Annotated in this window: 23 protein-coding genes and 1 pseudogene; 9 read left to right on the forward strand and 15 right to left on the reverse strand. The window is 66.4% G+C overall.

Going from position 1 to position 22,071, the window contains the following annotated elements; all coding sequences use genetic code 11:
• Together paaK and ACZYZ4_RS15410 are read left to right on the forward strand one after the other, a co-directional pair.
• Window positions 1-1,365, forward strand: coding sequence for a phenylacetate--CoA ligase PaaK (gene paaK / locus ACZYZ4_RS15405; RefSeq protein WP_463862270.1), 1,365 nt, complete (start codon window positions 1-3; stop codon window positions 1,363-1,365).
• 73 nt (window positions 1,366-1,438) lie between these two features.
• Complete coding sequence (locus ACZYZ4_RS15410) at window positions 1,439-2,044, forward strand: TetR/AcrR family transcriptional regulator (protein ID WP_056346431.1); 606 nt, start codon at window positions 1,439-1,441, stop codon at window positions 2,042-2,044.
• Between the two features lie 25 nt (window positions 2,045-2,069).
• Here the strand turns inward: ACZYZ4_RS15410 and ACZYZ4_RS15415 are convergent, their stop codons facing one another.
• Both ACZYZ4_RS15415 and paaZ read right to left on the reverse strand, forming a co-directional pair.
• Window positions 2,070-2,477, reverse strand: a complete 408-nt coding sequence (locus ACZYZ4_RS15415; protein ID WP_463862272.1) for a VOC family protein — start codon at window positions 2,475-2,477, stop codon at window positions 2,070-2,072.
• A 152-nt stretch (window positions 2,478-2,629) separates the two neighbouring features.
• A complete protein-coding gene (paaZ, locus tag ACZYZ4_RS15420; protein ID WP_463862274.1) occupies window positions 2,630-4,732 on the reverse strand; it encodes a phenylacetic acid degradation bifunctional protein PaaZ in 2,103 nt (700 codons plus the stop codon).
• Between the two features lie 131 nt (window positions 4,733-4,863).
• Between paaZ and ACZYZ4_RS15425 the strand changes: the two genes are divergently transcribed.
• Window positions 4,864-5,310, forward strand: coding sequence for a PaaI family thioesterase (locus ACZYZ4_RS15425; RefSeq protein ID WP_463862276.1), 447 nt, complete (start codon window positions 4,864-4,866; stop codon window positions 5,308-5,310).
• A gap of 62 nt (window positions 5,311-5,372) precedes the next feature.
• On the opposite strand, the gene ACZYZ4_RS15430 is transcribed toward ACZYZ4_RS15425, so the two are convergent.
• The 9 genes from ACZYZ4_RS15430 to ACZYZ4_RS15470 form a co-directional block, all read right to left on the reverse strand.
• On the reverse strand, window positions 5,373-7,430 hold the full coding sequence (locus tag ACZYZ4_RS15430; protein ID WP_463862278.1) for a S1 family peptidase: 2,058 nt from the start codon (window positions 7,428-7,430) through the stop codon (window positions 5,373-5,375).
• A 22-nt stretch (window positions 7,431-7,452) separates the two neighbouring features.
• Window positions 7,453-7,701 carry a hypothetical protein gene (locus tag ACZYZ4_RS15435; RefSeq protein WP_463862280.1) on the reverse strand — a complete coding sequence of 83 codons (249 nt, stop codon included), beginning with the start codon at window positions 7,699-7,701 and terminating at the stop codon, window positions 7,453-7,455.
• Window positions 7,698-8,414 carry a tyrosine-protein phosphatase gene (locus ACZYZ4_RS15440; RefSeq protein WP_463862282.1) on the reverse strand — a complete coding sequence of 239 codons (717 nt, stop codon included), beginning with the start codon at window positions 8,412-8,414 and terminating at the stop codon, window positions 7,698-7,700. Before ACZYZ4_RS15440 ends, ACZYZ4_RS15435 begins: the two co-directional genes overlap by 4 nt.
• A 73-nt stretch (window positions 8,415-8,487) precedes the next feature.
• Complete coding sequence (locus ACZYZ4_RS15445; protein WP_463862284.1) at window positions 8,488-9,096, reverse strand: GNAT family N-acetyltransferase; 609 nt, start codon at window positions 9,094-9,096, stop codon at window positions 8,488-8,490.
• A 9-nt stretch (window positions 9,097-9,105) separates the two neighbouring features.
• Window positions 9,106-9,966, reverse strand: a complete 861-nt coding sequence (locus tag ACZYZ4_RS15450; RefSeq protein WP_463862286.1) for a 3-hydroxyacyl-CoA dehydrogenase family protein — start codon at window positions 9,964-9,966, stop codon at window positions 9,106-9,108.
• Between the two features lie 2 nt (window positions 9,967-9,968).
• A complete protein-coding gene (locus ACZYZ4_RS15455) occupies window positions 9,969-10,787 on the reverse strand; it encodes an enoyl-CoA hydratase/isomerase family protein (protein WP_463862287.1) in 819 nt (272 codons plus the stop codon).
• Complete coding sequence (locus ACZYZ4_RS15460; RefSeq protein WP_463862289.1) at window positions 10,787-11,998, reverse strand: thiolase family protein; 1,212 nt, start codon at window positions 11,996-11,998, stop codon at window positions 10,787-10,789. Before ACZYZ4_RS15460 ends, ACZYZ4_RS15455 begins: the two co-directional genes overlap by 1 nt.
• A 90-nt stretch (window positions 11,999-12,088) precedes the next feature.
• A complete protein-coding gene (locus tag ACZYZ4_RS15465; protein ID WP_463862290.1) occupies window positions 12,089-12,751 on the reverse strand; it encodes a pentapeptide repeat-containing protein in 663 nt (220 codons plus the stop codon).
• Window positions 12,751-13,209 carry an SRPBCC family protein gene (locus ACZYZ4_RS15470; protein WP_463862292.1) on the reverse strand — a complete coding sequence of 153 codons (459 nt, stop codon included), beginning with the start codon at window positions 13,207-13,209 and terminating at the stop codon, window positions 12,751-12,753. The genes ACZYZ4_RS15465 and ACZYZ4_RS15470 overlap by 1 nt, the downstream gene beginning before the upstream one ends.
• A gap of 132 nt (window positions 13,210-13,341) precedes the next feature.
• Here ACZYZ4_RS15470 and ACZYZ4_RS15475 point away from each other — a divergent pair, with 132 nt between their 5' ends.
• Entirely contained in the window at window positions 13,342-13,518 is a 177-nt protein-coding gene (locus ACZYZ4_RS15475) for a CsbD family protein (protein WP_463862294.1), read from the forward strand.
• Window positions 13,519-13,656: 138 nt separating this feature from the next.
• Window positions 13,657-14,382, forward strand: coding sequence for a dienelactone hydrolase family protein (locus ACZYZ4_RS15480; protein ID WP_463862359.1), 726 nt, complete (start codon window positions 13,657-13,659; stop codon window positions 14,380-14,382).
• Window positions 14,383-14,549: 167 nt separating this feature from the next.
• On the opposite strand, the gene ACZYZ4_RS15485 is transcribed toward ACZYZ4_RS15480, so the two are convergent.
• From ACZYZ4_RS15485 to ACZYZ4_RS15495, 3 genes are all read right to left on the reverse strand, one after another.
• Window positions 14,550-16,010, reverse strand: a complete 1,461-nt coding sequence (locus ACZYZ4_RS15485) for an amino acid permease (protein WP_463862296.1) — start codon at window positions 16,008-16,010, stop codon at window positions 14,550-14,552.
• 339 nt (window positions 16,011-16,349) lie between these two features.
• A complete protein-coding gene (locus tag ACZYZ4_RS15490) occupies window positions 16,350-16,478 on the reverse strand; it encodes a hypothetical protein (protein WP_463862298.1) in 129 nt (42 codons plus the stop codon).
• Window positions 16,479-16,731: 253 nt separating this feature from the next.
• On the reverse strand, window positions 16,732-18,429 hold the full coding sequence (locus ACZYZ4_RS15495) for an ABC-F family ATP-binding cassette domain-containing protein (protein WP_463862300.1): 1,698 nt from the start codon (window positions 18,427-18,429) through the stop codon (window positions 16,732-16,734).
• A 195-nt stretch (window positions 18,430-18,624) separates the two neighbouring features.
• On the opposite strand from ACZYZ4_RS15495, the gene ACZYZ4_RS15500 reads away from it, so the two are divergent.
• The 4 genes and pseudogenes from ACZYZ4_RS15500 to ACZYZ4_RS15515 all read left to right on the forward strand — a co-directional run bounded on the left by ACZYZ4_RS15500 (window position 18,625) and on the right by ACZYZ4_RS15515 (window position 21,277).
• Entirely contained in the window at window positions 18,625-19,140 is a 516-nt protein-coding gene (locus ACZYZ4_RS15500) for a histidine kinase (RefSeq protein ID WP_463862302.1), read from the forward strand.
• A complete protein-coding gene (locus ACZYZ4_RS15505) occupies window positions 19,140-20,003 on the forward strand; it encodes a DUF4097 family beta strand repeat-containing protein (RefSeq protein WP_463862304.1) in 864 nt (287 codons plus the stop codon). Before ACZYZ4_RS15500 ends, ACZYZ4_RS15505 begins: the two co-directional genes overlap by 1 nt.
• 38 nt (window positions 20,004-20,041) lie before the next feature.
• Window positions 20,042-20,874, forward strand: a pseudogene (locus ACZYZ4_RS15510) (ABC transporter ATP-binding protein).
• Window positions 20,756-21,277: an ABC transporter permease gene (locus ACZYZ4_RS15515; RefSeq protein WP_463862305.1), complete on the forward strand. Its 522-nt coding sequence runs from the start codon at window positions 20,756-20,758 to the stop codon at window positions 21,275-21,277. Before ACZYZ4_RS15510 ends, ACZYZ4_RS15515 begins: the two are co-directional and overlap by 119 nt.
• Here ACZYZ4_RS15515 and ACZYZ4_RS15520 read toward each other — a convergent pair.
• Entirely contained in the window at window positions 21,190-22,068 is an 879-nt protein-coding gene (locus ACZYZ4_RS15520) for a metal ABC transporter permease (RefSeq protein ID WP_463862307.1), read from the reverse strand. The genes ACZYZ4_RS15515 and ACZYZ4_RS15520 overlap by 88 nt on opposite strands.
• Window positions 22,069-22,071 lie beyond the last annotated feature (3 nt).

Here is a 22,071-nt window from a genome sequence, read left to right on the forward strand (position 1 = left end):
ATGACCCTCCATGCCCCCGAAACCCCCGCGCCGCAGGCAACGAACGCAGCCTCCGATCCCATCCTGGACCGCGAGGAAACCATCTCCCGCGACGAACTCGAGACCCTCCAGCTCGCCCGCCTGCAGCACACAGTGGCCTACGCCTACAGCCGTGTGCCGCTGTACAAGCGCAAGTTCGACGACGCCGGCATCCACCCCACGGACCTCCGCGAACTCAGCGACCTCGGCAACTTCCCGTTCACCACCAAGGAAGACCTGCGCGCCGAGTACCCGTTCGGCATGTTCGCCGTGCCGCAGAGCGAAGTAGCCCGCGTGCACGCGAGTTCGGGAACCACGGGCCGGCCCACCGTCGTCGGGTACACCAAACAGGATCTGGCCGACTGGGCCAAACTCGTGGCGCGCTGCCTCCGCGCGTCAGGCATCCGGCCCGGCATGAAGGTCCACAACGCCTACGGTTACGGTCTGTTCACCGGCGGCCTGGGGGCGCACGCCGGCGCCGAAGCACTCGGCTGCACGGTCATCCCGATGTCCGGCGGGCAGACTGAACGCCAGATCCAGCTCATCCAGGATTTCCAGCCGGACGCCATCCTCTGCACACCGACCTACCTGCTCACCATCGCCGACGCCATGGCCCACATGGGCATCGACCCGACGTCGACCTCCCTCAAGTACGCCGTCCTGGGCGCGGAGCCGTGGACGCAGGAGATGCGGCACGAACTCGAAGTCACCATGAACATCAAGGCCTGCGACATCTACGGCCTGTCCGAAGTGATGGGCCCGGGCGTCGCCGGCGAGGCCGTGGAAACCCAGGACGGCAGCCACATCTGGGAGGATCATTTCCGCCCCGAAATCATCGACGCGTTCAATCCCGTAGTCGGCAAGGAAAACGTCCTGGGCGACGGCGAACACGGCGAGCTGGTGTTCACGTCGCTCACCAAAGAAGCCCTGCCGATCATCCGCTACCGCACCAAGGACCTCACGCGCCTCATGCCCGGCACCGCCCGCCCGGCGCACCGCCGGATGGGCCGCATCACGGGCCGCAGCGACGACATGATCATCCTGCGCGGCGTGAACCTGTTCCCGTCCCAGATCGAGGAAATCGCGCTGCGCATCCCCGAACTCAGCCCGCACTTCCAGCTCGAACTCACGCGCCCCGAGGGCCAGCGGATGGACCAGCTGACGGTCAAGATCGAGCGCCGGGACGCCGTGACAACGGAGCAGAGTACGACGGCGGCGCGCACCTTGCAGGAGCAGATCAAGATCCACGTGGGTTCTTCGTGCGCCGTTGACGTGGTGGAGCCGGGCTCGCTGGAGCGGTCAAACGGCAAGCTGCGCCGGATCTACGACCTCCGGCCCAAGGACTAGCGAACGGACAGTTGTGGCCCCGCCCCATGCGCCGCTGCAGGGATTACCGAACGTTCATGGGAAAATAGCCGGTATGCCCACTACAGCAGTCCCCAGCAAGCGCGGCCGTCCCGGTTACGACCAGCAGTCGGTGCTGCTCATCGCCGTCGACGTCTTCAACCGGCACGGCTATGACGCCACGTCCATGGGCATCCTCGCCGAGAACCTGGGCATCTCGAAATCGGCCATCTACCACCACGTGCCGTCCAAGGGCGACCTCCTGAAGCTCGCGCTCGACCATGCGCTGGGTGGCCTGGAATCAATCCTCGAACAGCCCGGGGCGCAAAGCGGCGCGGCGGATGCACGGCTGGAGTTTGTGCTGCGGCAGACGGTGGCGGTACTGGTGGAGCGGCTGCCGTTTGTGACGCTGCTCCTGCGGTTGCGGGGCAACACTGACATTGAGCGCGACGCCCTGGAACGGCGTCGCGCGTTTGATCACGAGGTGGCCGCCCTCATTTCCGCGGCCCGCGACGAAGGCTCGCTGCGCCAGGACATCGATCCACGCACCGTCACGCGCCTGCTGTTCGGCACCATCAATTCAATCGTGGAATGGTACAAACCGGGCGGCTCCCTCACGCCTGAAAAACTGGCCGACGACGTCATCACCATCGCGTTCGACGGGCTCCACGCGCAGCACTAGGGGAATGCTGCGGCCTGCCGATGCGTCAGAGCTGGTATTCGGCTTGCATGCCCAACGTCTCGTGAACGCAGAGGATGTTGTGCTCCGTGTCCATGAACCAGGCGACCTTCTCGGAGTCCGTGGTGCAGATGTGGTTCTCGGTCTTCAGGTTGGGCAGGTCATAATCCTGGAACCGGACGCCTTTGGCCTCCATGTCCTGCACGATCCGCTCAATGTCACGCACCTCGAAACTGAGGGCTGTGTGCTCGGAGTGTTTCCCGTCCGAGACCGGCAACAACTGCAGCATCGGGCCGCCGTCGCTACCGAGTAATTCGCTTCCATCGTCTGTCATTCCGCGGTGCGGGAGGCCCAGTTTTTCGGTGTAGAAACTGCGGGCGCGCGCTGCATCATCGACGGGCAGGATGGTTGTGGCTGTGTTCAGGGCTAGGTTCATTTGGCCACCTCCTACGGTGGAAATTTTACCCCGCGGCACCCCGGAAAGATCCAAACGCTCTCTCACATCCTGCGGGAAAAACTCCAACGCTCTCGCACCAGGTGCGAGAGCGTTGGGGAAAAACGTGCAGGAAGTGAGAGAGCGTCCGGGGGTTACTTTTCGACGAGGGTGAGGACGTCGTAGGTGGCCACAATGTCGTCGTTCTGGTTGGTCAGGAGCGCGTCCCAGGCCACCTCGCCGTATTCGTCCGTCTCGCGCGGGGTGATCTTCTTGGCCGTCAGCGTGACCCGGATGGAATCCCCGGCAGCCACGGGCGTGATGAATCGGAGGTTCTCCAGGCCGTAGTTGGCCAGGACGGGACCCGGCGCCGGCTCCACAAACAGCCCAGCGGCCCAGCTCAGCAGCAGATACCCGTGCGCCACGATCCCCGGGAAGAAGGGGTTGGCTTCCGCCGCTTCCTGGTTGGTGTGGGCATAGAAGGTATCGCCGGTGGTGTTGGCGAACGCCGAGATGTCCGCCAACGAGACTTCGCGCAGGTCGGACCGGACGGCGTCGCCGATCCGCAACGAAGCCAGGGACTTCCGGAACGGGTGCGTCCCCTCGGACTCCAGCGTGAAGTTCCGGTCCGCCCCGGTGTGCCACATCCCGGTGACGGCGGTGAGCATGTTGGGCGAGCCCTGGATGGCGGTACGCTGCATGTGGTGCATGACCGAGCGGATGCCGCCCAGTTCCTCGCCGCCGCCGGCGCGCCCGGGGCCGCCGTGGACCAGGTGCGGAACAGGCGAGCCGTGGCCGGTGGAGCTGCGGGCGTCCTCGCGGTTGAGCATCAGGACCCGGCCGTGGTGGGCGGCAATCCCGGTGACGAGTTCGCGGGCTACGGCAGGATCGTTGGTGCACACTGATGCCACGAGCGATCCGCCACCCCGGGCGGCGAGGCGGACGGCGTCGGGCAGGTCCTTGTATCCGATCACGGAGGCCACCGGGCCGAACGCCTCCAGCGAGTGGATGGCGTCAGCCTCCGCGTCAGCCCAGCTCAGCACCACCGGCGACATAAAGGCGCCAGCATCCACTACGCCCGTGGCGCCGCCGGCAGAGGTGACCGACGGCGAATCGAGCGTTCCGTACGCAAGCTCACCGCCGGCGTCGAGCATTGACTGCACCGCGGCACGAACGTCAGCGAGCTGCTCGAGCGACGCCAAAGCGCCCATGGTGACACCGTCTGCGCGGGGATCCCCCAGCACCACACGCTCGTCCACGCGATTGCCGATCGCGGCGATCACCGCCTGTCTCAGCTCCTGCGGGACGATGGCGCGGCGGATGGACGTGCACTTCTGGCCCGCCTTGACCGTCATTTCGGTGACCACGGATTTGATGAAGGCGTCGAATTCCGGAGTGCCCTCCACCGCGTCGGGCCCAAGGATGGCGGCGTTGAGGGAGTCCGTTTCTGATGTGAACCGGACGCCGCCCTGCACTACATTGGGATGCGATTTCAGGGACAGCGCGGTGGACGCGGAGCCGGTGAAAGCCACCAGGTCGCGGTAGTCCAGTACGTCCAGGAGGCCGCGGACGGAGCCGGAAATGAGCTGCAGCGAGCCCTTCGGCAGGATGTTGGATTCGATGATCGCCTTCACCACGGCCGCGGCCACGTATCCGGTGGGGGTGGCCGGCTTGACGATGGTGGGGACCCCGGCGATGAAGGCGGGCGCGAGTTTCTCCAGCATGCCCCAGACCGGGAAGTTGAACGCGTTGATCTGCACCGCGACGCCGGGGATGCGCGTGTAGATGTGCTCGGCCACGAACGAACCGTCCTTGGACAGCACCTCCATGGGGCCGTCCACCACTACCTGCGAGTTGGGCAGCTCCCGCCGGCCCTTGGAGCCGAACGTGAAGAGGACGCCGATGCCACCGTCGATGTCGATCATGGAGTCGATCTTGGTTGCACCGGTCTGGGCCGAAAACGTGTAGAAGTGCTCGCGCCGGGCGTTCAGGTACTGTGCCAACTCCTTGAGCTTCAGCGCGCGCTGATGGAAGGTCAGCTTGCCCAGTTCCGCCTGTCCGGTGGTGCGGCCGTAATCCACGACGGCGGCAAGGTCCAGGCCGTCGGTGCTCACCTTGGCCAATATTTCCCCGGTGCTCGCATCCCGCACGGGGACAGCGGAAGCTGCCGAACCGTCGTCGGGAGTCCACCAGGAATCCTGAATGAAACTGGGAACGGTCTGGACGGTGTCGACTGTGGCTTCGGCAGTGGTGGTCATCGTTGACGGGTCCTTCCAACACGGGGACAAACGCGGCCAAGGCTTTACTGACCGTCCGTTCGGTAATATGTCTACAGTACATGACTGTGCTGTACTGCACACTGGAAGTTCCGCCTCGCCAAAGGAGACCCATGACCGCCCTATCCCCGGACGCCGCTGCGCCGGACGCCACTGCCCATGGCGCCACCCCGTGGAAGATCGTCCTCGGCGAGCTCGACAAGAAGATGGGCGTGAAAATCCTCGAGGAATCGGTCGAGCGCGTGGTGGCGACGATGCCTGTGGAGGGCAACAGGCAGTCGTTCGGGTTGCTGCACGGCGGCGCGTCCCTGGCGGTGGGCGAGGCTGTGGGCTCCTGGGCGGCCGTGATCCACGCCAGCACGTTGGGAAAAACTGCCGTGGGAGTGGACGTCTCCGCGACGCATCACCGCTCCGCGCGCGAGGGCCAGATCACCATCACCGCTACGCCGATCCACCTCGGCGGCACCCTGACTACCCACGAGGTCCTGATCACCAACGACGCCGGCCAGCGCCTCTGCACGCTGCGCATCACCAACCTGCTGATGAAGCCGAAAAAGTAACCCGCCCACCCCAGGTAGGTCGCGCTATTTGTCGTTTTGAGTGCCCATAACGACAGATAGCGCTACTCAGTTGGGGTGGGGCGCTGCCGCTTCCGCCGCTTCGCCATCACCAGCAACACACCGCCGACGGCGAGCGCACCAGCCGCGAGGCCGGCGAACAGAATCAGCCCGGATGCGCCGGTGTTGGCCAGGTTTGCCGCCCGGCTGTCACCCAGCGGACGTACGACGGCGGCGCTGTCACCTGCCGGGGGCGCCGCACCGTTCGCGGCTGGTACGGCAGCAGGGGGCAGGGATTGCGGGGCCTGCTGGGCGGGCTGACTGACCGGGGCGAAGTCGAAGGCCGTGGCACCGGATGTGCTGAAGCCATTGACCGTTTCAGCCGTGAAACGCAGCGGACCGGCCACCGCAGGGGCAGCAAAGGACCAAGCCCCAGCGGCATCCACGGGAACCTCAAGGGGCGCCTGGCCACTCACGGTGATCCTGACCTTCGAACCGGCCGCGACAGCCGACGCCGGAGCCGCGGCCACCACGCCGGTAACGGTCTGTCCGGCATCGAACGTTGCCCCTGGCGCGGGGGACATTACGGTCGGCCTGTTGAGGAAGAGTTCCAGCTGGTAGCCGGGCAACACGGCTAATGAGTCCTGCAGCGTGGCGGCCACGGCGAAGTTCTGCACGACGTTGCCATTCTCATCCGGGGTGTCGCCGGCCGAGTGCGTGCCCACCGCGTAGTTGCCGCTGACCCAGGGCCCGCCCGAGTCGCCGCCGCTGGACTGGACATCGAAGGACAGGAAACCATTGAAGGCCCGCAGGTCCGTTGGATCCGTCGCATAGTTGAGCCCGCGTGCCACATAGACCCCCACCTCGCCGATGGTTCCGCAGGACCACGCGGACCTCCAGCCGGACCGGCAGACGTACATGCCCACCACCGGCGCGGCCGCTCCGATGATCTTGACGTCCGGACCCGGCTCGGACGGATCGCCCCACGTACTGGCAGCTGGCAGGGGGTCGAGGTCTGCGCGGAGTTCCTCAATAACGGCGATGTCCGTGCCGACGTTGCCGGGGTCATCGTTGCCAAGGCGAAGGACGGTGGAGTTTCCGGGTCCGCCGAACTGGCTGAAACCGAACTTTCCGAGCAGCCCAGCCGACGTTCCCTGGAACTGAAGCGTGGCCGTCTTTTGAGCGCCGTCAAAAGTGCAGTGGCCGGCGGTGAGGACTGCGGGCAGCCCCGCGGGGTCAAAGGCCGAGAAACCTGTGGAGCAGACGTAGCCGTTGTCAGCTGCGTAACCCAAACCTCCGGGAACGTCAGCCTGCGGGGCGAGCGGCGCCCCGGCGTCGAGCTCCACGTTGGCGTAGCGGGCCACAAACTCGGCGGGCGAGATCCTGCCGTCCGTCTTGGGGCCGGTGAGACTCGTAGCGACGGAGCCCGGGCCGGCAATTCCGGCGTTGGCCGAATCAGGCACCGTGGCCTCGGACCCGTTGATTCCGCCCGTGCGGACAACGAACCTGCTGCCGGTGTACGCCACGGCCTGCAACCCGGCCGCGCCCACGTCGCGGAGGTACGCCTGGAACAACTCCTGGGTGCTCCGGGCCAGTTCGGTCCCGGTCACCTGAGAGGGAGCGTTCGACGGCGGCGCGGCGGGTGGAGGGTCAAGGGCCACGGCCGGGGTAGTCACGCTGAGCCGGGCCACCTCCGCCTCCAGTTCGGCCCCAGTGCCGGCAACCAGAATGCTGCCGTCGTGGAGCCGGGTTCCGAGGTAGCCGGGGACGTCCTGCAGGGCCGCCGCAACGTCCGCGGCCTGCTTGCCCAGCTGGCCGGCAGCGGCGAACTCGTCGGGGGTGAGGCCAAGATCGCGCAGGGCAGCGTCGCGAAGGCCAGCGTCGCCGGGCTGCGCGTCACTGCGCTGCGCCTCGCTCGGCTGCACGTCACTGACTCCGGAACCTCCCGCCGTCGGGCTTTCCGCAGCGTCCGGCGACGCGATGGCCGGCGACGAAGCGGCCGGCGACGCTATCGGCGGCGGCTCAACAGCCGGCTGTTCAGCCGCCCAGGCCGGCAGGGCCCCGAGCCCCACGGAAAGTGCCACCGCTCCGGCAGCCACTGCTGCTGCAAATACGCGTTTCAAACTGTGTGCCGTCGCTTTCGTTCTATTCATCTGTGTCGCTCCGCCGTGCCATGTACGCGGCAACCACTGCGGCCAGGCACAAAGCTGCCCCGCCCACCATCAGGAAGACCTGGCCCGGGAGCCACTCGCCGTTGACGGTCCCGTCGCCGAGCCCGAAGTTCACTTCCGTACTCCCGATATCTGAAGCGAGGACGGCCCAGAACGGCCCGGCCACAAGCATCACCACTCCCGCCACCGCGAGCGACGCCGCCACATACTTCATGGTATTCATGGCGCCACCCGGCTGCCGAGCAGGCTCAAGACCGCTTCTAGTTCGGCCTCGGACAGGCCGTTGCGGAGTAGGAAAGTGCGCGTGTCCAGCTCCCGGACAAACTCCACCACGGCCCGGCAGCGCCGCTCCAACAGGGGTGTCAGTTCAGCGTCGTCGAGGTAGCGTTCGCGAGCGTGGGGCGGGCCGTGCGTCCGGAAGCGTTCGTTGATTCCGCGCACGGCTTTGGCGTAACCGTCGGCGATGAGCTGGTCGGAATCGCCGGCAAGGTCCTGCAGCATGGCCGCCACCATGCCGCTGCGGTCCCGGCCCGCCGCGCAGTGAACGACGACGGCGCCGGCCTCGGCTGAACCGACGGCGCGGAACACATCCACGAACTTCGCCGGATAGAGCACGACATTGTGCAGATAGTGGGCCGGGTCGTTGAGGTAGGGCCCGCAGACGGCGGTCAACCGCGGATCGTCGGGCTCTTCAGTAGGGGCCGAGACGATCCTGACGCCGGACCAGGCCTCTTCGGGCACGGCGGGGTCGGTGTCCCGGCGCTGCGCTTCACGGGAGTTACGGAGATCAATCACTGTGCGGACGCCGTCGGCGTGCGCCTGCCGCCAACCTGCCTCGGTGAGCCATTCGCGGCGTCCCATCCGGTAAACGCGGCCGGCAACATGCCAGGCATTCACGGCTCCGTCCCAGCCCACGGCTTCGCCTGTCGTCTCCACCCGGACAGCTAACCACAAAGCCGCCACTGCCTGCACGCGCGGGGCAGGTAGTGGGGCAGAAGAGCAGCACCCGTTACGCGTGCTTGGCGAGTCTGTGCTCCAGCCCGTTCCGGACCATGGGCCACTCGTGCTCCAGGATTGAAAACACCACGGTGTCGCGCAGGACACCGTCGCTGGTCCGTCGGTGGCTGCGCAGCACGCCGTCCTGCTTAGCACCCAGCCTGGCGATTGCTTCCCTGGACTGGTGGTTCAGCCAGTGCGTACAAAACTCCACGGCCACGCAGCCCAGGGTTTCGAACGCGTGCCGCAACAGCAGCAGCTTGGAGTCGGGGTTGGTGCCGGTGCCGTGGACTGACGCGGCGTTCCACGTGTAACCGATCTCCACACGAGGCGTGCCGGCGTCGATGTTGCTGTAAGTAGTCATCCCGATGATCCGGCCCGGGCCGCCGGTGGCCGGATCGATCAGCCGTGTGGTGAACGGCAGCATGGACCCCTGCTCCTGCAGGGCCAGCCTGCGGTCGATCTCCGCGGCCATCCCGTCCGGCGCAGGCACGGACGTGTACCAGAGCTTCCACATCTCGCCATCCTGCGCGGCCGCCACCAGGCCATCATGGTGATCTCGCTTCAGCGGCTCGAGAATCACGTGCCGGCCGGTCAGGGTGAGGGGTTCAAAGAGGGTCACTGGGAAATCCTACTCAGCCCAGTCGAAGAATCCCTTGCCGGTCTTCCGGCCCAGCTCGCCGCGGGCCACTTTGTCCTTAAGGATCTGCGGCGGGGCGAACCGCTCCCCCAGCGTTGAATGCAGGTATTCGGCGATGCCCAGCCGCACGTCCAGCCCCACAATGTCCGTGGTTCTCAGCGGGCCCGTGGGGTGCTTGTACCCCAGCACCATGGCGGCGTCGATGTCCGCCGCGGACGCCACCCCCTCCTCCACCATGCGCATCGCCTCCAGTGCAATGGCCACGCCCAGCCGTGAGGAGGCAAAGCCCGGTGCGTCATTGACGACGACGGCGGTCTTGCCGAGTGCCTCGACCCACCTTTTCGCGGCCCCAACCAGGTCCGGGGACGTCTGGTCGCCGAGCACCACTTCGATGAGGGTGGAGGCAGGGACGGGGTTGAAGAAGTGCAGGCCGAGGAAGTTCTGTGGGCGCTTGAGTTCGCGGGCCAGGCCGTTGACGGACAGGGACGAGGTGTTAGAGGCCAGGTAAGCGTCATTGGTCAGGCGCTCCTCGATGCCGCGGAGCGCGGTGACCTTCAGGTCCCACTCTTCGGGAACGGCTTCGACCACCAGCTGGCGGTCCTTGAAGTCGTCATAATCCACCGTGACAGCGAGCCGCGACACCATCTCATCCAGGTTGCCGTCAGCGGCTCCGCGCTCGATGCTCTTGGCGGCCGCGGATTCCACGCGTTCGCGGGCGGCTTCGGCGGACGCTTCGTCGCGCTCCACCACCAGGACGTTGGCCCCGTTGATCAGGAACGCGTGGGCGATCCCCGCGCCCATGCGGCCACCGCCGAGGACGCCGACTGTGGAGGGAAGGTCCGGGTTCGTCATGGTTATTTCGTCTCTGATTTCTTGTCGAGAAAAGCCTGCATGCGGTCAAATTTGGCCTGGGATTCAAAAAGGATCCCCTGTGCCAGCTGGTCAATCAGCGGGTGAGCCTCCGCGGGGGCGTGGAACACCGACTTGGTGATCCGCACGGCCAGCGGGTCCTGGCGGCCGATCCGGTCCGCCAGGTTGTGCGCGGCATCCATCAGGCCCGGCGCCTCGTGGATTTCGGTGATGAGGCTGGCGGCCAGGGCCTCCTCGGCCCGGAGCACCAGTCCCGCCAACAGGATCTGCTTGGCCAGCGGCTCCCCCACTAGCTCCTTTAAGCGCCAGCTGGCCCCGGCCGCGGCCAGGATCCCCAGCCCTGTTTCGGGGTTGCCGATCCGGACACTGGGCGTTCCGATCCGGAAGTCGGCGGCATAGGCGAGCTCGGCGCCGCCGCCCAGGCAGTAGCCGTCCAGTGCGGCAATCACCGGCATGGGCAGCTTGGCGATCCGCACGAAGATGGTGGAGTTAATGCCCTGCAGGGCATCGTCGCGGCGCCGCTCGCGCAGCTGGGCGATGTCCGCACCCGAGGCGAAGACGCCGTCGACCCCTGAGATGATCAGGACTTTCGGATTTTGCTCCAGCGCAGCGCAGACCACGTGCAGTTCGTCCACCATCTGCTGGTCGATGGCGTTCCTGACCTCCGGGCGGTTGAGCAGGACCACCACCCGGTCATCCCGCTCCTCGACCAGGAGCGTGCGGAAGTCAAGGGTGCTCAAATGTCCTCTCGCGCTTTCCGGGGAGGGGCTTGAGTGTCCGTTCGCGTCTTCCGGGGCGGGCATCAGACACGCTCCAACAGCATCGCGGTGCCCTGGCCCACGCCGACGCACATCGTTGCCAGGCCGATTCTTGCGTCCTCGCGTTCCATCCGGCCCAGCAGGGTGATCGCTATGCGTGATCCGCTGGAACCGAGCGGATGCCCCAGGCTGATGGCGCCGCCGTCGTTATTCACGGTGTCCGGGTCCAGCCCGAGCCGGTGCATGCTCGCGAGGGACTGCGTGGCGAACGCTTCGTTGAGCTCGACGGCGCCCAGGTCACCAACGCTGAGGCCGCTCCGCTTGAGCACTTTCTGCGTCGCCGGGACCGGGCCGATGCCCATGATTTCGGGTTCGCAGCCGGCGGAGGCGCCGTCGATGATCCGGGCCCGTGGCGTCAGGCCCAGCCGTGCGATGGCGGCCTCGGACGCGACGATGATAGCCGAAGCACCGTCGTTCAGCGTGGACGAGTTCCCGGCCGTGACCACGGAACCGCCCGGAACCACGGGGCGCAGCCCTGCGAGGACCTCCAAGGTGGTGCCTGCGCGCGGGCCTTCATCGGTGTCCACCACCGTGTCGGCCTTGCGGGACTTGACGGTCACCGGGACGATCTCGTCCCTGAACCGGCCCGCGGCAATGGCGGCGAGGGAACGCTCGTGGGAGCGGACCGCGAAGGCATCGGCGTCCTCGCGGGTAATGCCGTCCACGCGGGCCACTTCCTCCGCGGTCTCCGGCATGGAGTACGTCATTTTGCCGTCCCTCGCCAGCCCGCCCTGCTGGAAGAGGGGGTTGACGAACCGCCAGCCGATGGAGGTATCGAAGATCTGGCCCGGTTTAGCGAACGCTGTGGCGGGCTTTTCCTGGGCCCACGGCGCGCGGCTCATGGACTCCACGCCGCCGGCGATCACCACGTCCGCAGCTCCGGACTTGATCATCTGGCTGGCCTGGATGATGGCGCTTAGCCCCGACGCGCACAGCCGGTTGACGGTGATGCCGGGGATGTGGAGGGGAAGTCCTGCCAGCAGGACTGCCATCCGGGCAACGTTGCGGTTTTCCTCACCCGCACCGTTGGCGTTGCCCAGGATGACTTCCTCTACGCCGTCCGGGTCAAGGCCTGCACGGGACACGGCCTCGCGGATCACCAGTGCAGCCAGATCATCAGGCCGGACCACCGACAGCGCACCGCCGTACCGGCCCACGGGAGTGCGGACACCGCCAACAAGAAAAGCCTCGACCATCAGAACATCCTTTACGCCAGGGAGCCGGCACCTGCGGGACAGCCCAGGGACCGCTCTATTTACCGACCGTTCGTTCTGTAAAGACTACACTCACAGGACCACGACACCGAGATGCCCGGCCAGGAGCGGCGCCAGCAGGCTCAGCTGATAGTCGTCGATCACCACGCCGGCCAGGCTCCCGAGGCCGCTGATGGTCCGGAAGTCCGTGCCGCGAAGGTCAAAGTCCTTCAGCCGCGAGCCGGTGAGATCCAGGGTTCCGATGGTGCAGTTCTTCAGCGCCACCCGCGTCCCGGAGGCGGAACCGAGGTCCAGTTCGTTGATGATGCAGTCGCTGATGACGACGTCCGTCAGCTTGGACCCGCGCAGATTGAGGAAGTCCAGCTTGCCGCCGTCGATCCTGACCGACTGCCAGCCGGTCTCATACAGCTCAGCAGAGCCCAGCCGCGGATTGTTCAGGTGCACGTCCCGCCACGTGGAGCGGGCGGCCCGGAACACGGGTGCGTACACCTCGGACAGGATGCAGTCCCGGAAGGTGGCCCCGCGGAGCTGGGTGTCATTGAAGGAGACGCCCTGGAACTCACACTCGGCGAAGTCCGCGCCGCTCAGCTCGAGACCGTCGGCGGCCGCCCGGCTGTACCGGACGCCGTCGTACCTTTCACCACGCCGGAAGTCCGGGGCGGGATCATCCGTGACATCCTCCAGGCTGACCGGCGAGAGCCGGGGAGCCGTTACCTTGGGGGCCTTTGCCGCCACTAGAGCGATTCCGCTTTGGCCGCGATTTCCGCCAGGTCCTTGGTGAGCGCCTTGCGCGTCATGCTCATGCCCACCTTGCCGAACAGCGCCATGGTGATCTTGCTGAAGAACGCGGGTTTGACGACGTCGGCGCCGAAGGTCAGCGTCAGGTCCGTCCCGCCGTCGCGCTCGGACAGGCTGAAGCGCGACGTGTAATCGGCGCCGCCCTGGAGGGCCTTGACGGTGGTACTGCGGGGAGGATCGGCCTGCGCCACCCACATCTCCACCGCTTCCGAGCGGCCCATCATGGTGCGCGTTTCCTTCCAGCGCGTCCCCTCGCCGTAGGGCCCGTCACTGAGCATCTGCACGGCGTCGATGCCGGACAGGGTGGCGGCGGAACCCGGGATGTCCGAGATGACCGCCCAGACCTTTTCCGGCGTGGCGTGGACGTGCTGGGTCAGGCTTGTACTGTGTTCCATGCATCGAGCCTAGTCGGGGGCGCGGACATTCGACAGGCACCTGATACCGGGGTTCCTTGAAATAGTAAGCATGCTTTGTGTAGGCTGAAAAAGCAGTGTTTGATCAACGGGAAACGAAAGGCGGCCAGACTCATGGGCCTCGGAGACAAGATCAGTAACGAAGCAGAACACCTGGGCGGCAAGGCCAAGGAAACGGCCGGCAACGCCACAGACAACGACAAACTTAAAGCCGAAGGCCAGGCGGACCAGGTCAAAGCTGACGCCAAGAAGGTCGGCGAAAACGTCAAGGACACCTTCAAGAAGGACTAGTCCTTCCACGTTCGAACGGCGGCGGATTCCCATGGGGGATCCGCCGCCGTTCTTGTGTCCGCCCACCCCGTCGGTTGCTCCGGGGCCGGTGGGGAGCAACCGATGGAGAGGATCGACGGCGGCGGCTACCCTTGGCCCATGACGTACGTGGACCTGAGTGCCCAGAGCGCCGTTTCCGGCGGTTCGCCTTCGCTGGGCGGATATCTCGCCACGCCCTCCGGACCCGGCCCGTTTCCCGCGGTCCTGATGATCCACGAGGCTTTCGGCCTGAACGACCTGGTGCGCGGTCACGCGGACCGGATGGCCCGCGCCGGGTACCTGACGCTGGCGGTGGACCTGTTCAGCGACGGCGGCCCGCGCCGCTGTCTGGCCAGCACCATGCGGAGCATGCTCAAGGGAAGCGGCCGAGCGTTCACCGACCTCGCTACCGCCCGGACCTGGCTGGCCAGTTGGCCGCTGTCCACCGGCAAAACCGGGGTGATCGGGTTCTGCATGGGCGGCGGATTCGCGCTGCTGGTGGCCCGCGACGGTTTCGACGCGGCCTCGGTCAACTACGGCCGCCTGCCCGGCAATCTCGAGGAAACCCTCCGCGGCGCCTGCCCCATCGTGGCCAACTTCGGCGGCCGGGACATCGCCCTCAAGGGCGCGGCGGACAAGCTCGAGACCGCCCTGGACAACCTCGGCATCGAAAACAGCGTCAAGGAATTCCCCACCGCCGGCCACGCGTTCCTCAACGAAACGGACCTGGGCCCGGCAGTTTTCCGGCCGCTGATGCGAGTCATGGGCATCGGCCCGGACCCGGCGTCCGCCCCCGAAGCCTGGCAGCGGATCGATGACCACTTCGCCCGGCATCTGAAGAACTAGCACCCACCCCATCGATTGCTCCGCAACGGCCCTTTTGAGGCCCCATAGGGGCCGTTTCGGAGCAATCGACGGGGGAAAGCGGAAGAAACGACGACGGCGGGCCGCCCCCGAAAGGGTGACCCGCCGACGTCGGACTTCTTAGCGTCCGACTGCTGAGGCGAAGGGCCCTAGCAGAAGAGCTCGCTCTTGGGCGCGTTATTCCTGACCTTCTGCCAGCCCAGCCACAGGACCAGCGCGAAGAACGGGATGGTGGCCAGGGTCCAGAGGCCAAGGTGGAAGACCTCGCCGGTCTTGCTGGTCATGGTGTCGAAGCCGATCAGCACCGTGATGGCCAGCAGGGCAACCAGGCCGGCCCAGCTGCTCCACGTTCCGCCGGGCGCGGGCAGGCTGGAGACCTTGCCCTTCTTCTTCCGCAGCGCGATCTGGCTGGCGAAGATGGCGCCCCACGTGAAGATTACGCCGATCGAGGCGGAGTTGAGCGCGAGGTCGAAGGCGTAGGAGCCGCCGAGCCAGATGTTCAGCAGGATGCCGACGAGGTAGACAAGACCGATAGCCAGGATGGCGGCGTACGGCACGTGGTTCTTGGACATCCGGGTCAGCCACTGCGGAGCATGTCCGTTGTTGGCCATGGTCCGGAAGATCCGGCCGATCGAGTACAGGCCCGAGTTGCAGGAGGACAGCGCGGCGGTGATGACGATCATGTTCATCACGTCGCCCATCCAGCCGAGGCCCATCTGGCCGAACACGGTGACGAACGGCGAGGTGCCGGCGACGTACTGGTCCGAGGGCAACAGCATCGCGAGGAGGGTCACGGAACCGACGTAGAACACCACGATGCGGAAGACGACGGCGCGGATCGCTTTGGGTACTTCCTTGGCGGGGTCCTGCATTTCACCGGCCGTGATGCCGACCAGTTCAATGCCGTTGTAGGCGAAGATCACGGCGTTCAGGACCAGGATCATCACCAGCGCACCCTTGGGGAACATTCCGCCTTCGGCCGCGAAGAGGTTGTTGACCGACGCGTTGCCGTCGCCCACCTGCGCATTGGTGACCACCATGAAGGTGCCCACGGCCAGGAAGATCACGATGGCGCCGACCTTGAGGCAGGAAGCCCAGAATTCGAATTCGCCGAACGCCTTGACGCTCAGGAGGTTGACGCCCACGAGCAGCAGCAGCGCTGCGATGGCTGACAGTTCAACGGGCACGTTGGGGAAGAAAAACTGGAAGTACAGTCCGATCGCGATGAGCTCGGCGATGCCGGTCATTGCCCAGTTGATGAAATACATCCAGCCGGAGAGGTACGCGCCCTTCTTGCCGAACATTTCGCCGGCGTAGCTGACGAACGAGCCCGACGTCTGGCGGTACATGATCAGCTCGCCCAGCGCCCGCATCAGCAGATAGGCGATGACGCCGGCAATGGCGTAGGAGAAGATGAGCGCGGGGCCCGTGGAGGCCAGGCGTCCGCCGGCACCCATAAAGAGGCCGACGCCGATGGCGCCGCCCATGGCAATCATGGTGACCTGGCGGCCGGTCAGGGATTTTTTATAGCCCTCGGCGCTGAGGGTGGAGTCGACAGCGGCGGATGGTGCCGTCTGGCTCTGAAGTTCTGTGGGGGTACTTTGAGGCACAACAGTTCCTTGTGAGGTCGGGGGATGACCGGCACCGGAAACGCCGAGTGTTTGGCCAGATAATTCGGGATAATCCCGCATTTGGGGTACTTATGTGGACAAAAACTCTCAGGCGTCGAAGGTTCGCGCGGCCTATCCATCTTACAAGATGCGAACCGCAGCAAGTGACGCGGGCTACACCAAGCCCGGGTTAAGCCAAACTATTGCCACGTATTTTGGGATATTTCAGAACAATATTCTGTTCAGCATCCTCTTGGACGCTGTACGTGCGCAGAGGTTCGGCGCCGGTGCTGGAGCAGCCCGTTTCCAGGTCGAACGTGTGCTGGTGCAGCGGGCACATCACCACCTGCCGCCGTCCATGTCCTCCACCACGCGCAGCAGCACGTGGACATCGATCTTCGCGCCGATGGGGAAATAGCGCATGGGCACGCCGTTCCGCATCAGCAGGAAAAGGTTCTTGGTGATCACGGACAGATCCTTTCGGCCGGCGGGAAGACTGGCATGGGCCTATCTTTCGCCGCCGACGTTTCCGCCTGCCGGTCGGTGCGTAACGATCCTTTTACGCAAAACTTACCGTTTTCCGGGCCGCCGCCGGGTGGGCGGACCGCGGGCGGACCGGAGCCAGGGATCCCTGGGCGCGGGGCAGCCAAATAGTTACGCATTTCCGTCGAGCCGGGGCTGCGTCAGGCGGGGCATCAGGCTGGCCCGGCACACCGGGGCTTCAGGCCGGGACGAGCACGCCCTTGTCCATCGAGTACCGGATCCAGCGGCCAGCCTCGTCCGTGCGCGAGTTGTCGCTCTTCTTCGCACACCGGGCAAACCAGTCCCGGAGGGCACGGTCGTGGCTGACCATAACCAGGGTCCCGGTGAAACCGGCGAGCGCCTCCTCGAGCTGCTCCACCAGCACGGGAGCCAGGTGGTTGGTGGGTTCATCCACAATCAGCGTGCCGTAGCCGCCCAGCAGCAGGCGGGCCAGGGCAAGCCTGCGCTGCTGGCCCGCGGACAGGCTGCCCACCGGGACGTGGAACTCGCTGGTGCGGAACAACCCCAGGCGCAGGAGTGCCTCGGCGTGCTCATCGATGTTGCCGCCGAGGCCGGCCGCGAAGGCCGGCAGCAGACGGAGGGTAGGCCGTTGCGGCAGTTCGAGTTCCTGCTGCAGGTAGCCGATCCGTGAAGGCCGCTGAACGAGTCCTTCGGCGGGCTCCAAGGTTCCCGCCAGCACGGAGAGCAGGGTGGATTTTCCGGCGCCGTTGGGGCCGGTGATGAGGATCTTCTCGCCTGCGCGGGCCGAGAAATCAGTGACGCCCAGGCGGCCGGGAACCGCGACGCCGCGGGCCGCCAGGACCGCCGACGCCGCCAAGAGGGAGTCGTCCCCGGTTGCCGCGGAGTCCGCCGTCTCGGGATCCACGGCCAACTCCGCCGCCAGCTGCAGGGGCACCGGCGGGCGGTCAATGGGGCTCGCTTCCAGCCGCCGGAGCCGTTCCTGCGCATTGCGGACCTTGCTGCTCGCCGCTTTCTGCCAGGTGCCGGCTTTGAAGTCGAAGCCCATCTTGTCGTTGTCGCGCTTGCGGGCGTAGCCCATTTTCCCGGCCACGGTGTCCGCCTGCCGCTGCTCGGCGTCCATCGCATCAATCCACTCGTGGTACTGCTGGACCCAGCGCTGGCGTTCGGCGGCCTTCTCGCGGAGGTAGCCGTCGTAACCGTTGCCGTAGCGGGTCACGGCCCGGCGCTCGGCATCAACCTCAATCACGGTGCTGGCCACCTTGCGCAGCAGCACACGGTCGTGGGACACCACCACCACCGTCCCGCGATGGGCGGCCAGCCGGTCCTCCAGCCAGGCGGTTCCGCGGGCGTCGAGGTGGTTGGTAGGTTCGTCCAGGAGCAGGATGTCTGCCGGATCGGCAAGGACACAGGCCAGCGCCACGCGTTCCTGCTCGCCGCCGGAGAGCGATCCCAGCGTCCGTTTCCGGTCCAGGCCGCCCAGGCCCAGCCGGTCCAGGGCCGCCTCCACACGGGATTCCGCGGCGTAGCCCTCGCGCAGCTGGTACTCGGTCTGCAGCCGGCCGTAGGTTTCCAGCTCGTCGTCCTCGGCATCAGCGAGGCCGGCCTCCAGCCGGTCAAGCTCGGCTTCGAGGGCGCGCAGCGAAGCCAGGGAAGCGTCGACGGCGGCGCCCACGGTGAAGGATTCCGGCAGGCCGTGCGTCTGGGCAAGGTAGCCAACGCGGCCGTGGCTGATCGCGGCTCCTTCGTCTGGCGCCTCCAGCCCGGCCAGGATCCGGAGCAGCGTGGATTTGCCGGCGCCGTTTTCGCCGACGATGGCAACGTGCTCGCCGGCCGTGATGACCAGGCCGATTCCATCGAGCAGTTGCCGGTCGCCGTAGCCGTGGGAGACGCCGGAAAGGTTCAGGTGTTCAGTCAAGACAAGTCCTCGCAAGATTCCGCAGTGTGGCCGCCGGAACTGGTGCTCGACGGCGGCCCTGGATTCGGGGAAACAGTCCGGCATTGCCGGGCTGCTGCTCAGGACTTCATCGCTCCAGCCTGCCCGCCGGAAGCCGCAGCGTCAAGCCGGGACACCACCAGTGACGTGACAATAGCGTGACGTCAAAATGGCGTCATGCAACTCAACCAATACGTAGCAGCCGTCCAGCATCAGCTGGGCGTCGCCGCCAAAGCCGGTGGCCGTGAAGCCCGGGAACTCAGCGAACGCCTCACTGCCGCGCTTGAGTCCACCGTCCGGTTCGTCCTCCTCGAAGCCCTCTCCGACGCCGCCAGCGAGATCACCCTCGAGCTGGCCCCGGCGTCGGTGGAGGTACGGCTCCGGGGGCGCGATCCGGAGTTTGTAGTCACCAGCCCGCCCGCCGCCAGCGACTTCGAAGCAGTGACTGAACGGCCCACCCGGCCGGCGCGGCAGGCCACGGAAGAGTTCGACGGCGCCAGCACCTCCCGCACGACGCTCCGGCTTCCGGATCATCTCAAGCAGCAGGTCGAAGAGGCCGCCGGCCTTGAAGGCCTGTCCGTAAACGCATGGCTGATCCGGGCCGTCGCGGACGCCCTGAACGGCAGCCAATCCATCCAACGGACCATTCGCCGCGATCCGGGCGAGCAGAACTTCACAGGATGGGCACGCTGATGACAACCTTCGAGACCCCCCAACCAATCGCCGTCGTGGTGGACGTGTCCGTCCGTGCCGACATTCTGATTGTCGCCGGCAACCGCACCGACACCGTGGTGAACGTCCGGCCCCGCGATGCAACCCGGGCCCTGGACATCAAGGTGGCCGAGCTGACCACCGTGGACTATCCGGATGGGCGCCTGCAGGTAAGGCTGCGTCCCCAGCGCCGCCACAGCTGGTTCGGCGACGGCGGCGCCGTGGACATCACCGTTGACGTGCCCATCGGCTGCAGCCTGGAGTTGAAGTCCGGAATGGGCGACCTCCGCTGCGAGGGCGAATACAGCTCCGCCGAACTGAAGACGGAAATGGGCCACGTCCACCTCGATCACTGCACGGAACTCCGGGTCCACACGGGCATGGGTGATGTGACCGTGGAACGCGTCGCGGGGCGGGCCGAAATCAAGACCGGCTCGGGCAAGATCCGTATCCGGGAAATCGACGGGACCGCCAGCGTCAAGAACGGCAACGGCAGCACGTACATCGTGGATGCCGCCGGTGAACTCAAGGTCAGTGCCGCCAACGGGGACGTCGCCCTTGAACGGGCCGGCGACACCACCACCATCAAGGCCTCCAACGGCGACATCACCGTCGGCGAGGTGGCCCGCGGAACCCTCACCCTCCAGACCGCCGCGGGTTCGTTGGCCATCGGCGTCCGCGAAGGCAGCGCCGCGTGGCTGGACCTCAGCACCAAGTACGGGCGCGTCCGCAACGGACTCGACGCCACCACCGGGCCAGGCGGGACGGATGCCAAAGTGGAGATCCGCGCCCGCAGCGCCTACGGCGACATCACCGTGCGGCGCTCCCCCGTTCCCACCAGGTAATAGACCACACCAGGAAAGAACCAAGCAAAGGAAAAGTCATGCCAAGCACCCAAGCGGCCATCACCGTGGCCGGGCTGCGCAAGGCATACGGCAGCAAAGAAGTCCTCGACGGCGTCGACCTCACGGTGCCGACCGGAACCGTTTTTGCCCTCCTGGGCCCCAACGGAGCCGGCAAGACCACCATCGTCCACATCCTCTCCACCCTGATCCGCGCCGACGGCGGGGAGATCGCGGTGGGAGGTTTCGACGTCGTACGCCAGCCGATGAGGTGCGGGGCAAGATCGGGCTGACCGGGCAGTTCTCGGCCGTGGACAGCCTGCTGACGGGCGAGGAGAACCTAGCGTTGATGGGCAGGCTCCGGCAGCACCCTGCAGCCGAGGTCAGACGCCGCACCATGTGGGAGATCATCCGTAGCCTGGTTGCCCGTGGCGTCACCATTTTCCTCACCACCCAGTACCTGGACGAGGCCGACCAGCTGGCGGACAGGATCGCGGTGCTGGACCAAGGCAGGATCGTCGCCGGAGGCACTCCGGCCGAGCTGAAGCGGCTGGTCCCCGGCGGGCACATCCGCCTCACCTTCGGCGACCTGGACGCCTTGGAACGGGCCGCCGTCCTACTCGACGCAGAAGCCCGCGACGACGATTCCCTGACCCTGGACGTCGCCGGTGACGACGGCGTCCGGTCGTTGAAGGACGTCCTTCAGCTATGCGGCGGCCGACGCGACCACCATGCTGCGCCGGAACCTCAAGCACGTGCAGCGGTATCCCTCGATCCCGCTGTTCGTTGCAGGGACACCCATCGTTTTCCTGCTGCTCTTCGTCTACGTCCTGGGCGGGACCCTGGGCTCGGGTTTGGGCGGCACGCGGGATGACTACCTGGCCTACATCGTCCCAGGCGTCCTGATGCTGACTCTCACCGGCGGTGCGACGGGTACCGCGATCTCGGTGTCCACGGACATGACGGAGGGCATCGTTGCACGCTTCCGTACAATGGCGATCTCCGAGGGCGCAGTGCTCACAAGCCACGTCCTGGGCAGCCTCATCCAAACCATGGCCGCAATGCTGCTGGTGGGCGCTGTGGCTGTACAACCGCAAGTCCGGCCGGGCCTAGCGCCAACTGACGGCCTCGCCAGCCAGCGCGGCCCTGGGGCAAAACGCCCCGCGCCCGCACCGCCGTCGTACGTTCTCTACGCAACCAGAAGGGCGGCGGCCTTCCTGCGGCGGGCCTTCGCCAGCCGGGTGCCGATCAGTCCCTGCCGGGGGCTGAACAGGTAGACGGCGGCGAACACCACGCCCTGCGTAAGCACCACCATGGCGCCCGAAGCCGTGTCCAAGTAGTAGCTGAAGTAAATGCCGGCGATGGAGCACACGGCCGAGACCACCGGGGCGATCACCAGCATCCGGTTGAAGCGGTCCGTGAGCAGGTAGGCCGTGGCGCCAGGGATAATAAGCATGGCCACCACCAGCACCACACCCACGGTCTGCAGCGCCACCACCGACGTCAGCGCCAGCAGCCCCAGGAGCAGCGCCCCCAGCCGTTTCGGTGAGAGCCCGATCGCGTGGGCGTGCGTGGGATCAAACGCGTAGAGGGTCAAGTCGCGGCGCTTCAGGATCAGGATGACGAAGGCGACGACGCCGAGGACCAGCACCTGGATCAGGTCCGGGATGCTGACGCCCAGGAGGTTGCCGAAGATGATGTGGTTCAGGTCAGTCTGGCTGGGCGTGACGGAGATGAGCACCAGGCCAAGGGCAAACAGCGAGGTGAACACAATGCCGATGGCGGCGTCCTCCTTCACCCGACTGGTGTTGCGGACCACGCCGATCAGGGTCACGGCGATCAGCGCGAACACCAGTGCACCCAGCGCAAACGGGGCGCCAACAATGTAGGCCAGCACAACGCCGGGCAGGACGGCGTGGGAGACGGCGTCGCCCATCAGGGACCAGCCGATCAGCACCAGCCAGCAGCTGAGAACGGCACAGACGACGGCGGCGAGCGCGGTGGTGATGATGGCGCGGACCATAAAGTCGTAGCTGAGCGGTTCGAGCAGGACGTCGAGGAGTTCCATGGG

The organism is Pseudarthrobacter adonitolis (genome assembly GCF_055412845.1).

Bases quoted from the DNA above. Each gene is read 5' to 3' on its own strand.
- paaK (WP_463862270.1), top strand. From the start codon at position 1: ATGACCCTCCATGCCCCCGAAACCCCCGCGCCGCAGGCAACGAACGCA.
- ACZYZ4_RS15410 (WP_056346431.1), top strand. From the start codon at position 1,439: ATGCCCACTACAGCAGTCCCCAGCAAGCGCGGCCGTCCCGGTTACGAC.
- ACZYZ4_RS15415 (WP_463862272.1), bottom strand. From the start codon at position 2,477: ATGAACCTAGCCCTGAACACAGCCACAACCATCCTGCCCGTCGATGAT.
- paaZ (WP_463862274.1), bottom strand. From the start codon at position 4,732: ATGACCACCACTGCCGAAGCCACAGTCGACACCGTCCAGACCGTTCCC.
- ACZYZ4_RS15425 (WP_463862276.1), top strand. From the start codon at position 4,864: ATGACCGCCCTATCCCCGGACGCCGCTGCGCCGGACGCCACTGCCCAT.
- ACZYZ4_RS15435 (WP_463862280.1), bottom strand. From the start codon at position 7,701: ATGAATACCATGAAGTATGTGGCGGCGTCGCTCGCGGTGGCGGGAGTG.
- ACZYZ4_RS15450 (WP_463862286.1), bottom strand. From the start codon at position 9,966: ATGACGAACCCGGACCTTCCCTCCACAGTCGGCGTCCTCGGCGGTGGC.
- ACZYZ4_RS15455 (WP_463862287.1), bottom strand. From the start codon at position 10,787: ATGCCCGCCCCGGAAGACGCGAACGGACACTCAAGCCCCTCCCCGGAA.
- ACZYZ4_RS15460 (WP_463862289.1), bottom strand. From the start codon at position 11,998: ATGGTCGAGGCTTTTCTTGTTGGCGGTGTCCGCACTCCCGTGGGCCGG.
- ACZYZ4_RS15470 (WP_463862292.1), bottom strand. From the start codon at position 13,209: ATGGAACACAGTACAAGCCTGACCCAGCACGTCCACGCCACGCCGGAA.
- ACZYZ4_RS15475 (WP_463862294.1), top strand. From the start codon at position 13,342: ATGGGCCTCGGAGACAAGATCAGTAACGAAGCAGAACACCTGGGCGGC.
- ACZYZ4_RS15480 (WP_463862359.1), top strand. From the start codon at position 13,657: ATGACGTACGTGGACCTGAGTGCCCAGAGCGCCGTTTCCGGCGGTTCG.
- ACZYZ4_RS15500 (WP_463862302.1), top strand. From the start codon at position 18,625: ATGCAACTCAACCAATACGTAGCAGCCGTCCAGCATCAGCTGGGCGTC.
- ACZYZ4_RS15505 (WP_463862304.1), top strand. From the start codon at position 19,140: ATGACAACCTTCGAGACCCCCCAACCAATCGCCGTCGTGGTGGACGTG.
- ACZYZ4_RS15520 (WP_463862307.1), bottom strand. From the start codon at position 22,068: ATGGAACTCCTCGACGTCCTGCTCGAACCGCTCAGCTACGACTTTATG.